The organism is Thioclava sp. GXIMD2076 (assembly GCF_037949795.1).
Taxonomy (GTDB): Bacteria; Pseudomonadota; Alphaproteobacteria; order Rhodobacterales; family Rhodobacteraceae; genus Thioclava; species Thioclava kandeliae.
Genome location: NZ_CP149932.1, coordinates 2,760,585 through 2,776,192, shown reverse-complemented (window position 1 = coordinate 2,776,192; position 15,608 = coordinate 2,760,585). Strand labels below are relative to the sequence as shown.

Here is a 15,608-nt window from a genome sequence, read left to right as displayed (position 1 = left end):
AAGGAATACGACACATGTCCGAAGGTAACGGTAGCGGCAACACCAAGAGCTTCCTCATCGGGGCGCTCATCGTCATCGTCGCGGGCCTTGGCTGGTATATCTGGTCGGGCGGCGATGTCCCGCAAAAGGATGAGCCCGAGATCCAGATCGATCTGCCGGGTGACAACAACAACTAACGGGCGCAGCACCCAGGCGCGCCCCCGTCTTCAGGGAGCGCGCATATGCTGATCCTTCAATGCCCCTGCTGTGGCATCAAAGCCGAGGAAACCGAACTGCATTATGGCGGCGAGGCGCATCTGACGCGCTTCGGGCCGGGCTCCAGCGATGCCGAGTTCGAGAACTATCTCTTCACGCGCAAGAACCCCAAGGGCGTCCATTTCGAACGCTGGCGCCATTCCGCAGGCTGCGGCAAGTGGTTTTTGGCGGCGCGCTGCACCGTGACGCTGGAAGTCTTTGCGACCTATTCGGCCCAGACCAAAGAGCCGCCGCAAGACGTCATCGACGCCATCCGCGCCAAACGCCCCGACTTCGAAGGTTACAGCAAATGAGCACCCGTCTGTCCAAAGGCGGTCGCCTGATCGACCGCGCGAAATCCCTGACCTTCACCTTCAACGGCCGTCCGATGCGCGGCTATGCGGGCGATACGCTGGCCTCGGCCATTCTCGGTAATGGCCAGACGCTGCTCGGCCGCTCGTTCAAATATCACCGTCCCCGCGGCCTCGTGGGCTCCGGTGCCGAGGAGCCCAACGCACTCGTGGGTCTGGGCCGCAATGCCCGTTTCGAGCCCGACCAGCGCACCACCACGACGCTCCTCTTCGATCAGGCGGAGGTGAAGACCCAGAACCACTGGCCGAGCCTCGAGACGGATGTGGGCATCATCAACGACAAGCTCTACAAATTCTTCCCCGCAGGCTTCTACTACAAGACCTTCATGGGTCCGAAAGCCGCATGGAAGCATCTCTACGAGCCGATCATCCGCCGTGCGGCGGGTCTGGGCGATGCGCCCAAAGAGGCCGATGTCGACCGCTACGAACAGATCTATGCCTATTGCGACGTGCTGGTTGCGGGCGGTGGCGTGGCCGGTATCGCGGCGGCGCTGAAGGCTGCGGGCGAGGGCAAGCGCGTCTGGCTGGTCGAACAGACCGCCGCCTGGGGCGGTCGTGCGCCGGTCGATGGCGGCCTGATCGAGGGCATGGAGCCGCAGGCCTGGATCGATGCCTCCATCGCCAAGCTGGAAGCGATGGACAATGTCACCCTGCGCACCCGCTTCATGATTTCGGGGCTCTATAACCACGGTTACGCTCTGGGCTATGATACCGCGGGCGATAGCGAGCCGGGCTCCGGCAAGCCGCGTCACCGGTTGTGGCGGATGCGCGTGGGCAAGGTCGTGACCGCGACCGGCGCGATCGAGCGCCCGCTGTCCTTTGCCTGCAACGATGTGCCGGGCGTGATGCTGGCCTCCGCGGTGCGCGACTATGTCGTGAACTGGGCCGTAAGCCCGGGCGACCGCACCGTTGTGGTCACTAATAACGACGATGCCTACCGCACCGCCAAGGTGCTTCTGGATGCGGGCCTTTCGGTGCCTGCGATCGTGGATGCCCGCCCTGCGGCAACCGGCGCATTGGCGGCGGAGCTGAAGGCGCGCGGCGTGCGTATCCTCGAGGGCCGTGGCATCACCAAGGTGCTGGGCTCGAAAGCCGTGACCGGCGTCGAGATCTGCGCCCAGAACGGCGAGGGTGGCGTTATCGAGACCATCGCCTGTGACTGTGTCGCCATGTCGGGCGGCTGGTCGCCGGTTGTGCACCTGTGGTCGCATGTGGGGGGCAAGCTGAACTGGGACGAGGCGCAGGCCATGTTCGTGCCGAACCTCGCGGCGCCGCCGCTCACCCATGATGGCGCGGCGCTCTGCGAGCCGGTCGGTGCGGCCAATGGCAAGCTGTCGCTGGCGGAGATCGGCACCGAGGCGGGCGTTGATATGCAATGCGAACCCGAGGCACCGATGATGGCGGTCTGGCAGATGCCTGCGGGCGCGCCCGAGGCACTCAAGTTCAAGTCCTTCCTCGATTTCCAGAACGATGTGAAGGTCTCGGACGTGCAGCTGGCCGCGCGTGAGGGCTATGAATCGGTCGAACATACCAAGCGCTATACCACGCTCGGCATGGCCACCGATCAGGGCAAACTCTCCAATATCAACGGTCTGGCAGTTCTGTCGGATGCGCTGGGTCAGGCGATCCCCGCCACCGGCACCACCACCTTCCGTCCGCCCTATACGCCGATCTCCTTCGGTGTGGTCACGGCAGAGGCCCGCGGCGATCTGTTCCAGCCGCTGCGCCGCACGCCCATTCAGGACTGGCACGAGAAGATGGGGGCGCATTGGGAACCCGTAGGCCAGTGGCGCCGCCCCTATACCTATGCCAAAGCGGGCGAGACTCACCGCCAGTCGGTCAACCGCGAGATCCTGAATACCCGCGAGAATGTGGGGATGCTCGATGCCTCGACGCTGGGCAAGATCTTGGTCAAAGGGCCGGATGCGGGGAAATTCCTCGATATGCTCTACACCAACATGATGTCCACGCTGAAGGTCGGCAAATGCCGCTATGGCCTGATGTGTAACGAGAACGGCTTCCTGATGGATGACGGTGTGGTGGCGCGCCTGTCGGAGGACACCTTCCTCGTGCACACTACCTCGGGCGGTGTGGCGCATATCCACGACTGGATGGAAGACTGGCTGCAATGCGAGTGGTGGGACTGGAAGGTCTATACCGCCAACGTGACCGAGAACTACGCCCAGATCGCCGTGGTCGGGCCCAAAGCCCGCAAGCTTCTGGAGAAACTCGGCGGCATGGATGTGTCCAAAGAGACGCTGCCCTTCATGGAATGGAAAGAGGGCGAGCTGGGCGGTATTCCGGTGCGCATCTTCCGTATCTCCTTCTCGGGCGAGTTGTCCTACGAGATCGCGGCCCCTGCCAATATGGGTCTGGCGCTTTGGGAGAAGCTCTATGAAGCCGGTCAGGAATTCGGCGTGATGCCCTATGGCACCGAGGCGCTGCACGTCATGCGCGCCGAGAAGGGCTTCATCATGATCGGCGACGAGACCGATGGCACCGTGATCCCGCAGGATCTGGGTCTGCATTGGGCGATCTCCAAGAAGAAGGACGACTTCCTCGGCAAACGCGCCCATGCCCGTAAGGCCATGGCCAGCCCCGATCGCTGGCGTCTGGTGGGGCTCGAGACGCTGGACGGCTCGGTACTGCCTGATGGCGTCTATGCACCCGCGCCCGGCAATAACGATATGGGCCAGCGCAATACCCAAGGCCGCGTGACCTCGACCTATTACTCGCCGACCCTCAAGAAGGGCATCGCGATGGCGCTTGTCCATCGTGGTCCCGAGCGGATGGGCGAGGAGATCGAGTTCCAGAACGAAACCGGTCTCGTGAAATGTCGGATCGTCGATCCGGTATTCTTCGACAAAGAAGGAGCAAAACAGGATGTCTGAGGCAATGACCGCTGTAAGTGCGCTGAATGGCAAGACGGTGTCCGGTTTCTGCACCGTGGCGGAAGGGGGCCTGCAGGGGATGATCACCCTGCGCGCCGATTTCGGGTCAAAAGCACTTGCCGATGCGCTGGAATGGCTGGGGCTGTCGCTGCCCGAGCCGCGCAAGGTGATCTCGAAGGGCGCGAAATCGGTGCTGTGGATGAGCCCCGACGAGCTTCTGATCCTCGTGCCCTACGCCGATGCCGTCTCTGTGGCGCAGGCGATGGAGACCGCGCTCAAGGGCGAGCATTTCCTCGTGGCCAATGTCTCCGAGGCGCGCTCGATCTTTACCGTCACGGGGCCGCTGGCCGCTCAGGTGGTGATGAAGATCTCGCCCATCGATTTCGCGATGATGGCAAAGGACGAGGTGCGCCGCACCCGCACTGCCCAGACGGCGGCGGCGGTCTGGTGGTCGGGCGAGGAGCAGCTCTCGCTCGTCTGCTTCCGCTCCTACGCCACCTATCTGATGGGCTTGCTGGAAGTCAGCGCGCGCAAGGGTGGCGAACTTTTCTGAAATCCGTTCCGATGACGGAAGAAAACGCGCCGGGGGGCCTTCCCGGCGCGTTTTGCGTTTCCGGTTCTACCGTAAGCCTCCTGTAAGCCTCGGGTTGCAGTCTGCGGTGGTTGCGGAAGATCGCTCCGCGTCTGTCGAAGGGAAAAGGCTGTGATGGCACGAAGAACGGGATATTCAGGGATCCAGATCCTGCTGCATTGGGCTGTGGCGGTGTTGGTGGTGTTCAACTGGTTCTATAGCGAGGGTATGGGACGTGCGGTCGATAACCGCCTCGACGGCAGCACGGGCCCGCTCGAGCTCAACCCGCAGATCCATGTCTGGGTGGGCGTCGCCGTTCTGGTGCTGGTCGTGGTGCGTTTTGGTCTGCGCAAGGCCCGCGGGGTTCCTGACGTTCCGGGTCAGGGGCTTTTGCATGTGGCAGGCGTCTGGGGGCATCGCCTTCTGTATGTCCTGCTCTTTGCCGTGCCGCTTCTGGGGATGGCCATGTGGTTTGCGGGGATCGATGCGGCGGGCGATATCCACAAGCTCTGCGCCGACGGTCTGCTGATCCTTGCGGGGGCGCATGCCGCGATGGGGCTTTTCCATCACTATGTCCTGAAGGACGGTCTCATGGCGCGGATGATGCGGCCCGAGAGCTGAGCCACCACACGCAAACAGGAAGGGCGCCCCGCGGGGCGCCCTTTTTCTGTCTTGCCAACGCGATCAGGCCAGCGCGATCAGGCCAGCTTTTTGATCCAGGCATCGAAGGCTTTCATGATCGTCCCCATGAAGTCTTTCGTGCCGTCATTGGTCATGTTCCCCGTCTCGTCGAACAGCGTATGGATGCCGCCGATATAGGCTTCGGGCTGTTGCAGCACCGGCATATCGAGGAAGACGAGCGACTGGCGCAGATGGTGGTTGGCGCCGAATCCCGCGATGCCGCCCATCGAGCCCGAGACCACAAGCGCCGGTTTGCCGGCCCAGACGCTCTCGCCATAGGGGCGCGAGCCCACATCGAGCGCGTTCTTGATCGAGGCCGGAACCGAGCGGTTATATTCGGGCGTCACGAACATCACGGCATCGGCGGATTTGATGTCGCCGCGCAGGCGGGTCCATGCGGCGGGCACATCGCCCTCGTCCAGATCGGGGTTATAGAGCGGCAGATCGCCCAGTTCGACAAAGGCGAACTCGTAGCCCTCGGGGGCCTGCTCCACCAGCGTCTGCGCGATCATCCGGTTGAAAGAGCCTTTGCGCAAAGACCCGACAAGAATAGCAATTTTCTTAGACATCTCGATCTCCAGTTGTCGGGCATCAGGCCCGTTTGATCCAAAGCTAGGCCTGTGCCCATCTTCCGGCAATCTTCCATTTCGGGACAGAAACTGTGCAGGGTTGCACCACGGCAGGCAAACCTTTCAAACTGATGCGCAATGCCCTGAAATAGTTGAGGGAAACACTGCAATAAGCCCCTGATCGCCGGATGACCCCCCTTGACCTCCTCGGTTAGCGGGCTTCTATTGAGCGCGAAGACATTCACTATCTGTCAAGAAGGGGTTTACCCATGGCTTTCGAACTTCCCGCACTTCCCTATGCTCATGACGCACTTGCCGATCTGGGTATGTCGAAGGAGACGATGGAATATCATCATGATATCCACCACAAAGCTTATGTCGATAACGGCAACAAGCTAATCGCTGGCACCGAATGGGAAGGCAAATCGGTCGAAGAGATCATCAAGGGCACCTATAACGCGTCGGCTGTCGCGCAGAACGGTATCTTCAACAACGCCTCGCAGCACTGGAACCACACCCAGTTCTGGGAAATGATGGGCCCGACCGGCAAATCCATGCCTTCCGAGCTGGAAAAAGCGATCACCGAGTCTTTCGGGTCGGTCGACAAGTTCAAGGAAGAGTTCGCAGCCGCTGGCGCAGGCCAGTTCGGTTCGGGCTGGGCGTGGCTCGTGAAAGACACCGATGGCGCGCTGAAGGTGACCAAGACCGAGAATGGCGTCAACCCGCTCTGCTTCGGCCAGACCGCACTTCTAGGCTGCGACGTGTGGGAACATTCCTACTACATCGATTTCCGCAACAAGCGTCCGGCCTATCTGTCGAACTTCCTCGACAAGCTGGTCAACTGGGAAAACGTTGCCTCGCGCCTGTAATCGCGAGCGGCAGGTTTTCGGGAAAGGCGGCCTTCGGGGCGCCTTTTCTTTTGCGGCACGGGTTCCCACTCAGCCGTGAACGCGCGTGTCGGAACGGCCCGCCACTGCGCGCGTTTTCCTCTCACCGAATATGGAGAGAAGGAGGCCCCTCATGGCCAAGTTTGACACCAAGAAACTCGAGACCGGAACATGGGTGGTGATCGCCGATGGCGAGAAGGCGCTGTTTCTGGAGAACATCACCGATTCCAAAGACCCCAATCTCGAGGTCCGAGAGGTAAAGACGCAGGACAACCCGCCCGACAGTGTACAAGGCACCGACCGACCGGGGCGGATGGCCGATAACGGGCCGGGCCAGAAATCCGCCTTTGACGAGACCGACTGGCACCAGCTTGCCAAGGACCGTTTCGCCGAGGATCTGGCCGAGCAACTCTACAAGCTCGCCCATAAAGGCGCCTTCAAGCGCCTCGTGATCGCCGCCAGCCCCAAGGTGCTGGGTGTATTGAGGCCTGCGCTGCATAAGGAGGTCACCGACAAGCTGGTGGCCGAGATCCCCAAAACCTATACCAACGCTCCGCGCGACCAGATCGAACGCTGGCTTTGCGCCGATCTTGCGGCCTGAGCGCGGCCTATCCACTGGTTGACCTAACGCCGTCCCTTGAGGGGCGGCGTTGTTCATTGGCGTCCGGTATCAAGCAGGCTTATCATCATGGGTTGTCAATGACGGGCGAAAAGCGCAAGAGCCGGTCCTAGGAACGCGAGTGATAGTGGAGCGGGAAATGATGAGCGAGGCAGGAAAAGGTGTGATCGCGATGGTCGTCTGCTGCACGATGTGGGGCCTGTCGGGGCTCTTTTTTGCCGTGCTGCGCGAGGTGCCGGTGATCGAGGTTCTGGCGCATCGCACGCTCTGGTCGGCGATCCTGTTCCTGATTATCCTCGCCCTGACGGGACGGCTGGCGGCGCTGCGCGAGGCGCTGCGTCCGCGCTCTTTGATGATTATCGCCCTGGCCGCGATCTTTATCAGCGGCAACTGGTTCACCTATGTCTGGGCGATCCAGCATAATCACGCGGTAGAGGCCAGCTTCGGCTATTATATCTTTCCGCTCCTGTCCGTGCTTCTGGGGGTGCTCGTGTTGCGCGAGAGGCTAGGGCGGTTGCAGCTGGCCGCGATCGCGCTGGTCACGCTGGCGGTGCTCTATATGGGCATTGCCGAGGGTCATGCGCCGGTGATCCCGCTGGTGATCGCGGTGACATTCGGGCTTTACGGGCTGATAAAGAAGCAACTTCGCACCGAGCCTCTGGTTACGGTGACGGTCGAGGTGCTGGTGCTGGCACCCATTTCAGCAGTCTATCTGCTGGGGCTGGAACTGGGCTGGTTCGGACCCGCCCATTCGGGCCATTTCGGGCGCGATGCGACCGAGACGGCGTTTTTGCTCCTGTCTGCGGGCATGACCGCCGTGCCGCTGATGCTGTTTTCCTACGCCGCCCAACGCCTGCGGCTGGCGACGGTCGGGCTGATGCAATATCTCAACCCCAGTCTGCAGCTTTTCGTTGCGGTGCTGGTGCTACAGGACCCGCTCTCGCAGGTGCAGATGGTGGTGCTGCCTCTGATCTGGGTGGCGCTGGCGCTCTATTCGGTGGCAGGGTTCAGGGCAGGGGCACGCAAAGCCGCGCCCGCGCCCTGAGATCCGCGATCAGGCGTCGAATGTTCCGGCCAATGCCGTTTCCAGCTCGGGCACGGTATCGGCCCAGATCAGGAACTCGCCGATGCTCGGATCGGCAAACCCCTCGTTGATGAACTGATCAATCAGGGCGCGCAGGGGCTCCCAGTAGCCGTCGGTATTGAGGATCAGGATCGGCTTACCATGCAGCCCGATCTGGCGCCATGTGAGCACCTCGAAGATCTCGTCGAGCGACCCCGCCCCCCCCGGCAGGAGCACGATCGCATCCGAGTTCATGAACATCACCTTTTTGCGCTCGTGCATGGTCTCGGTGACGATATAGGTGGTCAGATCCCGCTTTCCGACCTCGCGCGAGAAGAGATGCTCGGGGATCACGCCGAAGGTGGCACCGCCAGCCTCTTGGGCCGCGCGCGCCACCGTGCCCATCAACCCCACATCACCCGCGCCATAGACCAGTCGCCAGCCGCGCTTGGCCAGCATCTCGCCTGTCTTGGTGGCCGCCTCCGCATAGCTTTCCTTCGCGCCAAGACGCGATCCACAGAAGACGCAGACGGAGATTTGGGGCTGGGTCATGGGGTCTCTTTCCTTTTTTCACGGAATATCAGCGTCTTTGAGCGTAAATTGCCCGTAATAACGTGTTGTATGGTCATACGCGCGCCGCTAGGCTCTCGCAAGGGAAGAGCGCGGGGTGCGGGTCCCGAGGAGTTCGCATGCCATGAGTAACATTTCCACGACACGGACCGTTATCGGCGCAGGCGTTGCCGCTGTGGCCGTTCTTCTGGTGCTGCTGGGGACGCAGCGTTCCGTCGTTCCGGTGCAGGAGAGCGGAGCGAGCCCCGAGCCCGCCAAAGAGGTCCGGGCGGCGGATGGGGTGACACAGGCCGCCTCTTCGCAGGATATGCCCGCACCGCAGACCCCCGAAATGTCGGAGGACCCCGATATGGGCCGGTTCGACAATCTCCATGTCGCCTCTGACGGTGCAGTGACGCTGGCCGGTCGGGCCGCCCCCGATGCGAGGGTCGAGATTCTGGTCGATGGCGAGGTCATGGCCGAAGCCCAGAGCGATGCCGATGGAGCCTTTGCCACCCAGTTCGATGTGGTGCCCTCCGGCGAGCCACAATCGGTGGGCCTGCGGATAACGCCGGCAGGACAGGCGCCGGTGGAGAGCCCCGAGAGTCTGCAGATCGCGCCCTTGGAACCGCAGGCGCTTGCGTCAGCGACATCCGATGCCACGATGCCTGCGAACATCGCCCAGCCCGCATCCTCCGTGGCATCCGCTCCGGAGGCGGATATGGCCGCCGCGCCGGTAAGCGCGGTCACCGAGCCGCCGCGCTCCATCGTGACCGACGCGACCAGTGCCCGCGTGCTTGGTCCGGCGCTCGACCATCTGGCAATCGATACGCTCTCCTATGATCCACAGGGCGAGGTGGTGATCGCGGGGCGCGGTCTGGCCGAGGATGCCCAGCTCGTCATCTATCTCGATAACAAACAGGTGGCGCTCTCGACCCCTGCTGCGCGCAACAATGCGGGCTGGCAGCTGAGCCTGCCCGATATCGCGCCCGGCACCTATCGGCTGCGCGTCGATGCGGTGGATGCGGATGGCAAGGTCGTCTCGCGCGCCGAGACCCCCTTCCTGCGCGAGACGCCCGAAAGCCTTGCCAATGCGGTGGCCGATACGGCGGTCGATGGCGAGGGGGCCAAGATCCTGACCGTGCAGCCCGGTAATACGCTCTGGGCCATCGCGCGCGAGACCTATGGTGACGGCTTTCTCTATGTGCGGGTGTTCGACGCCAATCGTGACCAGATCCGCAATCCCGATCTGATCTATCCCGGACAGGTCTTCAATCTTCCGCGCTGATATCGGCAACAAGGCATGCTTGGCATTGCGCATGGCTTTCATTAGGGTCGCGCCTCGCAATCCAGCTGCCTGTAATCCAGCCGCCCGCAATCCAGCCGAAAGACGCCAGATATGCCGCCCGATACCTCCCTGCCTTCCGATGCCGCCAGAGCCGACCGCAAGCGTGGGATGAAGCTGATCCGCTTCATCCTGCCCTATCTCTGGCCCTCGGATGCGGCATGGGTGAAGCGCACTGTGGTCTGGGCGATGCTTTTGCTGGTGGCGGCCAAGGCGGTGACGCTGGGCACGCCCTATCTTTACAAGCTGGCGGTTGATGCGCTGTCCGGCGATGCCCGCGATCCGGCGCTTCTGCTGCCTCTGGGAGCGGTATCGCTGACCGTGGCCTATGGCGTGGCGCGGTTTCTCTCCTCGGGGGTGAACGAGCTGCGCAATGCCATCTTCGCGCCGGTCAGGATGCGCGCGCTGCAGGGGATGGCGATCCAGACCTTCCGCCATATGCATGCGATGTCGCTGCGCTTCCATATCGGGCGGCGCACAGGGGCGCTCTCGCGCATTATCGAGCGCGGGGTGAAGGCCATCGAGTTCGTGCTCTCGTTCCTTTTGTTCAACATCGTGCCGCTGATTATCGAGCTGGTTTTTGTTCTGGTAATCTTCGCGCTGGCCTTCGACTGGCGCTATGCGCTGGTGCTGTTGGTTACGATCGCCGCCTATGTGAGCTTCACGCTGAAAATCACCGAATGGCGGGTGCAGGTGCGCCGCGAGATGAATGCCGCCGATCAGGAGGCCAACCAGAAGGCCATCGACAGCCTGCTGAATTTCGAGACGGTGAAATATTTCAATGCCGACCGTTGGGAAACCGACCGCTATGACGTCTCGATGGATCAGTATGCGAGGGCCGCGATCCGCACTGACCGCTCGCTGGCCTTTCTCAATGCCGGTCAGGCGCTGATCATCTCGGCGGGGCTCTGTGCAGTGATGGTGATGGCGGCGATTGAAACCATGCGCGGCACCCTCAGCGTGGGGGATTTCGTGATGGTGCAGGCCTACATGATCCAGATCACCACACCGCTGAACTTCCTGGGCTCGGTATATCGCAATATCCGGCAGGGCCTGACCGATATGGGCGAGATGCATGATCTTCTGGAACAGCAGCCCGAGGTGCAGGACAAGGCAGGGGCCACCGCCTTGCAGGTGCAGGGCGGGCGGATCTCCTTCCACGATGTGCACTTCCACTATAGCCCCGAACGCCCCATTCTGAAGGGGATTAGCCTTGATATCGCCGCAGGGCAGACTGTGGCGCTGGTCGGGCCGTCGGGGTCTGGAAAATCCACCATCGGGCGGTTGATGTTCCGGTTCTACGATGTGACGGGCGGGGCGATCACCATCGACGGGCAGGATCTGCGCGATGTGACGCAGGGATCGGTCCATGATGCGATCGGGGTCGTTCCGCAGGATACGGTGCTGTTCAACGACACGGTGGGTTACAACATTGCCTATGCGCGCCCGCAGGCCACGCGCGAGGAGGTCATTGCCGCCGCCAAGGCCGCCCGCATCCATGACTTCATCGAGAGCCTGCCCGAAGGCTATGACACGCAGGTGGGCGAGCGCGGGCTCAAACTCTCGGGCGGCGAGAAGCAGCGCGTGGGGATTGCCCGCACCATCCTGAAGAACCCGCCGATCCTGCTTCTGGACGAGGCGACCTCGGCGCTCGACACCCAGACCGAGCGCGATATTCAGGCCTCGCTGGCAGAGGCGGGGCAGGGGCGCACGGTGATCACCATCGCCCACCGCCTGTCGACTATCGTCGATGCGGATCAGATTGTCGTGATGGAGGCGGGACGCATCGTCGAGCAGGGCCGCCACGAGGCGCTTCTGGCGCAGGGCGGGCGCTATGCCCAGATGTGGGCGCGCCAATCGGCGGAAATCGATCACGAAGAGGGGCCGCAGGCCTGAGCGCGTGAGCAGCTGCCCTTGCCGCGACCTCCGGCTTGCGTATAAGTAGTGCCGGACAGATGCGGGCAGCGATGCCCGAGCGGCGGGAATCTTGCATTTCCGCAGACAAAGACGAAGGAGGCCCGCCTGTGAGCGAGACCGACAGCTTTATCGACGAAGTCACCGAAGAGGTGCGTCGCGACCGTCTTTACCGCGTGCTCAAGCGCTGGGGCTGGCTGGGCGTGGTTGCCGTGATCGCCATCGTGGGCGGGGCGGCATGGAACGAGATCCAGACCAGCAAGCATGATGCCGCAGCCGAGAGCTTTGGCGATAGCGTGATGGCCGCCGTGCAGGGCAAGGAGCCGCTGGCGGCGCTCAAGGGGATCGAAGCCGATGGCGCGCGCGCCGGCGTGCTGGATCTGATGGCAGGCTCGCAGGCTATCGATGACGGCAAGCGCGACGCGGCCGTGACCCATTTTCAGGCAGCCGCCGACAATCAGGCATTGCCTGCAAGCCTGCGCGATATGGCGCGGCTCAAGCTGATCCTTGCGCAGGGGGCAGACATGCCCGCTTCCGAGCGCGATGCGATGCTGGCCGATCTGGCCAAGCCCGGCGCGCCCTATTCGGAACTGGCACAGGAACAGCAGGTTCTGGTGCTGGTCGAGGCCGGCAAGACCGACGAGGCGATCAAGCGCGCGCAGGAGATGCTGCAGGAGGCCGGTCTGACCTCTGGCGTGCAACAGCGCCTGACACAGCTGATTACCGCCCTAGGTGGTGAGACGAAGCAGGGGTAAACCCCTCGCGCGGGCAGGTTGCCCGCGCCATTGCGATGTAACATTGACGGCAGGAGTAGCGCGGTGAAGCTTATTCACAAAATGGCGGCCCTTGGCATGATGCTGGCGGTATCCGCCTGCGAAAAGGAAGTGATCCTGCAGGGTGACAGGCTCGATCCGCGGGATGTGCTTTCCGATAGCGCGTCGGGCCCCGCGCCCGTAACCTCGACCGCGCTCAACCTGCCTGCCGTGACCTCCAATGCCGACTGGGCCCAGCGGGCGGGCAATGCTTCGCATCATGCACCCAATGCGGCGATCGGGCAGGGCACCACGCTTCTGTGGCAGGCCGGTATCGGTCAGGGCGATGCGAAACGCTACCGCATCACCGCCGATCCGGTGGTCTCGGGCGGACGGATCTTTACTCTCGACAGCCATACCGATGTAACAGCGACCTCGACCTCCGGCCAGACCCTCTGGCGCGCCAATCTGCTCCCCGCCAACGAGACCGCAGGCTCGGCCTCGGGCGGCGGTCTGGCGGCTGATGGCAATACGCTGTTTGTCACCACGGGCTATGGCGAACTGGTGGCCGTGGATGCGGCCTCGGGCACTATCCGCTGGCGGCAGGATTTCGGCGTCTCCCTTGGCGGCGCACCGACCGTTTCGGGCGGTCTCGTCTATGTCGTGGCGCGTGACGGCTCCGCCTGGGCCATTCGCGAGAGCGACGGCAAGGTCGAATGGCAGATGCAGGGGGGCGCCTCGCCCTCGGCGATGACCGGAGTCTCGGCCCCCGCAGTGGGCGGTAACACGGTCGTCTTCCCGTTCCCCTCGGGCGATCTGATGGCCACGCTGCCCAAAGGTGGCTTCGATATGTGGCAGGCGCGTGTGCCGGGCCGTCGTTTGGGCCGCGCTTTCGGATCGGTCGTCGACCTGACGGGCGATCCGGTCATCGCGGGCGATGTGGTTTATGCCGGCACCTCGGCTGGCCGGTCCGCAGCCTTCGATCTGGCGTCGGGCAAGCAGAAATGGGTCGCCAAGACGGGGGCGAACTCGCCGCTGGTCGTGGCCGGCGGTTCGGTCTTCCTCGTGTCCGACGAGGCCAAGCTCACGCGGCTCGATGCTGCCACGGGCGCCGAGATCTATTCGGTGCCGATGCCCTATTACATCAAGGAAAAAGCCAAGAAGCAGCAGGCGATCTATGTCCATTACGGGCCGGTTCTGGCGGGCAACAAGTTGTTCGTGGCGTCCTCGGACGAGCGTCTGCGGGTTTTCGATCCGGCAACGGGCAAGCTGATCTCGGAAGCGCCGCTTCCGGGGGGCGCGGCCTCGGCGCCGGTGGTGGCGGGCGGCACGCTCTATGTCGTCTCCCGCGACGGCAAGCTTCTGGCCTATCGCTAAGTCAAAAGGAAAGCCGGGCAAATGCCCGGTTTTCTTTTCCCCGCCGCGGTTTTCCTGTATGAGGATTTGACCCGCGCCCGCGTCCCGTGTAGGAGACGCGTTCGAATCTGCGTATCCCGCCCGGGGCTGCGCCGCCCAAGGAGGGCCTTATGAGCTTTACCCTCGCGATCGTCGGTCGCCCCAATGTCGGCAAGTCGACCCTGTTCAACCGTCTGGTCGGCAAGCGTCTGGCGCTTGTCGATGACACACCCGGCGTGACCCGTGACCTGCGCGAGGGCGATGCGCGCCTTGGCGACCTGCGGTTCATCGTGATCGACAGCGCCGGTCTGGAACTGGCCGAGGATGATAGCCTCCAGGGACGTATGCGCCGCCTGACCGAACGCGCCGTCGAGGAGGCCGATATCTGCCTCTTCGTCGTGGATGCGCGTGTAGGGGTGACCCCTGCCGACGAGATCTTTGCCGATATCCTGCGCCGCAAGAATGCTAATGTGATTCTGGCGGCCAACAAGGCCGAAGGCTCGGCGGGTGAGGCCGGTGCGCTTGAGGCATGGAGCCTCGGTCTGGGCGAGCCCATGCAGATTTCCGCAGAACATGGTCTGGGCATGGACGAGCTCTATCACGTCCTGCGTCCGATGGCCGACGAGTTCGCCGCGCGCAACGTGGCCGCGATCCCCGAAACCGATGTGGTGATCGACGAGGAACTCGGTGAGGATGATATTCCCGCCTATATCCCGCCCTCTGCCGCCAAGCCCCTGCAGCTGGCCGTTATCGGCCGTCCGAATGCCGGTAAATCGACGCTGATCAACAAGATCCTCAACGAGGACCGCCTGCTGACCGGCCCCGAGGCGGGCATTACCCGCGATGCGATCTCGGTGAAGACCGACTATATGGGCACGCCCATGCGCATCTGGGACACGGCAGGTATGCGCAAGAAGGCGCGTGTGAACGAGAAGCTCGAGAAGCTCTCGGTTGCCGATGGCCTGCGCGCCGTGCGCTTTGCCGAGGTCGTGGTTGTTCTTCTGGATGTGAATATCCCCTTCGAGACGCAGGATCTGCGCATCGCAGATTTCGCGGAAACCGAAGGCCGTGCTGTTGTGGTCGCCGCGAACAAGTGGGACCTCGAGGATGACAAGCCCGCGAAGCTTCTGGAGCTGCGCGAGGCCTTCGAGCGCCTGCTGCCGCAGCTGAAAGGCGCGCCGCTGGTGACCGTCTCGGCCAAGACCGGCAAAGGGCTCGACCGCCTGCATGCGGCGATCCTGAAGGCGCATGAGGTCTGGAACCGTCGTGTGCCGACCGCCAAGCTGAACAACTGGCTCTCGGCCATGACCGAGGCGCACCCGCCACCCGCTCCGGGCGGTCGCCGTATCAAGCTGCGCTACATGACCCAGGCCAAGACCCGTCCGCCGGGATTTGTGGTAAAGGCAACCCATACCGACAAGATCCCCGAAGCCTATGGCCGGTATCTGGTCAACGGCCTGCGCGAGACCTTTGATATGGGCGGCACGCCGATCCGGATCTATTTCCGCGATCAGGGCAAGGAAAACCCCTATAAGGACAGAAAGAAGTCCATTCCCTCGCGGCTTAAGAAGCACGTGGACGCCAAGAAAAAGGCTACCCACAAAGCCAATGCCGCTGCAAAGCGCGCCAGCAAATCGGAAGACTGATAGCAAACCCCGCGAAAGCGGGGTTTTGTTTATGCCTAACGCAGCGTCAATCATGCTTAATCTATAGTCACGCGTGACGTTGCGTCAATTCTTTACACGAATTTGGCACAACCTGCGCGCG

General features: G+C 62.8%; 15 protein-coding genes. 13 read left to right on the top strand and 2 right to left on the bottom strand.

The window, feature by feature from the left end; genetic code table 11:
• Positions 1-14: 14 nt before the first annotated feature.
• The 5 genes from WDB91_RS13725 (at position 15) to WDB91_RS13705 (ending at position 4,688) form a co-directional block, all read left to right on the top strand.
• On the top strand, positions 15-176 hold the full coding sequence (locus WDB91_RS13725; protein WP_339106941.1) for a DUF1071 domain-containing protein: 162 nt from the start codon (positions 15-17) through the stop codon (positions 174-176).
• Between the two features lie 45 nt (positions 177-221).
• On the top strand, positions 222-548 hold the full coding sequence (locus WDB91_RS13720; RefSeq protein WP_339113096.1) for a sarcosine oxidase subunit delta: 327 nt from the start codon (positions 222-224) through the stop codon (positions 546-548).
• The gene (locus tag WDB91_RS13715) at positions 545-3,496 is read left to right on the top strand and encodes a sarcosine oxidase subunit alpha family protein (RefSeq protein WP_339113095.1); all 2,952 of its coding nucleotides are present in this window, start codon (positions 545-547) and stop codon (positions 3,494-3,496) included. Before WDB91_RS13720 ends, WDB91_RS13715 begins: the two co-directional genes overlap by 4 nt.
• Before the next feature lie 4 nt (positions 3,497-3,500).
• Positions 3,501-4,049: a sarcosine oxidase subunit gamma family protein gene (locus WDB91_RS13710; RefSeq protein WP_339113094.1), complete on the top strand. Its 549-nt coding sequence runs from the start codon at positions 3,501-3,503 to the stop codon at positions 4,047-4,049.
• A 153-nt stretch (positions 4,050-4,202) separates the two neighbouring features.
• Positions 4,203-4,688, top strand: coding sequence for a cytochrome b/b6 domain-containing protein (locus WDB91_RS13705; RefSeq protein WP_339113093.1), 486 nt, complete (start codon positions 4,203-4,205; stop codon positions 4,686-4,688).
• Positions 4,689-4,765: 77 nt separating this feature from the next.
• Here WDB91_RS13705 and WDB91_RS13700 read toward each other — a convergent pair whose 3' ends face one another.
• A complete protein-coding gene (locus WDB91_RS13700) occupies positions 4,766-5,317 on the bottom strand; it encodes an NAD(P)H-dependent oxidoreductase (RefSeq protein WP_339113092.1) in 552 nt (183 codons plus the stop codon).
• Between the two features lie 269 nt (positions 5,318-5,586).
• Between WDB91_RS13700 and WDB91_RS13695 the strand changes: the two genes are divergently transcribed.
• The 3 genes from WDB91_RS13695 (at position 5,587) to rarD (ending at position 7,868) form a co-directional block, all read left to right on the top strand.
• Positions 5,587-6,186 carry a superoxide dismutase gene (locus tag WDB91_RS13695; RefSeq protein ID WP_339113091.1) on the top strand — a complete coding sequence of 200 codons (600 nt, stop codon included), beginning with the start codon at positions 5,587-5,589 and terminating at the stop codon, positions 6,184-6,186.
• Between the two features lie 151 nt (positions 6,187-6,337).
• Positions 6,338-6,805, top strand: a complete 468-nt coding sequence (locus WDB91_RS13690; RefSeq protein WP_339113090.1) for a host attachment family protein — start codon at positions 6,338-6,340, stop codon at positions 6,803-6,805.
• Between the two features lie 157 nt (positions 6,806-6,962).
• Positions 6,963-7,868 (top strand): EamA family transporter RarD, encoded by a 906-nt coding sequence (rarD, locus tag WDB91_RS13685; RefSeq protein WP_339113089.1) that lies wholly within the window; start codon positions 6,963-6,965, stop codon positions 7,866-7,868.
• Between the two features lie 9 nt (positions 7,869-7,877).
• Here rarD and WDB91_RS13680 read toward each other — a convergent pair whose 3' ends face one another.
• A complete protein-coding gene (locus tag WDB91_RS13680; protein WP_339113088.1) occupies positions 7,878-8,438 on the bottom strand; it encodes a TIGR00730 family Rossman fold protein in 561 nt (186 codons plus the stop codon).
• A gap of 142 nt (positions 8,439-8,580) precedes the next feature.
• On the opposite strand from WDB91_RS13680, the gene WDB91_RS13675 reads away from it, so the two are divergent.
• The 5 genes from WDB91_RS13675 to der all read left to right on the top strand — a co-directional run bounded on the left by WDB91_RS13675 (position 8,581) and on the right by der (position 15,487).
• A complete protein-coding gene (locus tag WDB91_RS13675; RefSeq protein WP_339113087.1) occupies positions 8,581-9,723 on the top strand; it encodes a LysM peptidoglycan-binding domain-containing protein in 1,143 nt (380 codons plus the stop codon).
• Positions 9,724-9,834: 111 nt separating this feature from the next.
• Positions 9,835-11,676 (top strand): ABC transporter ATP-binding protein/permease, encoded by a 1,842-nt coding sequence (locus WDB91_RS13670; RefSeq protein WP_339113086.1) that lies wholly within the window; start codon positions 9,835-9,837, stop codon positions 11,674-11,676.
• Positions 11,677-11,804: 128 nt separating this feature from the next.
• Positions 11,805-12,449, top strand: a complete 645-nt coding sequence (locus WDB91_RS13665) for a tetratricopeptide repeat protein (RefSeq protein ID WP_339113085.1) — start codon at positions 11,805-11,807, stop codon at positions 12,447-12,449.
• 63 nt (positions 12,450-12,512) lie between these two features.
• Positions 12,513-13,823 carry a PQQ-binding-like beta-propeller repeat protein gene (locus tag WDB91_RS13660; protein ID WP_339113084.1) on the top strand — a complete coding sequence of 437 codons (1,311 nt, stop codon included), beginning with the start codon at positions 12,513-12,515 and terminating at the stop codon, positions 13,821-13,823.
• A gap of 149 nt (positions 13,824-13,972) precedes the next feature.
• A complete protein-coding gene (gene der, locus WDB91_RS13655; RefSeq protein WP_339113083.1) occupies positions 13,973-15,487 on the top strand; it encodes a ribosome biogenesis GTPase Der in 1,515 nt (504 codons plus the stop codon).
• Positions 15,488-15,608: the final 121 nt, after the last annotated feature.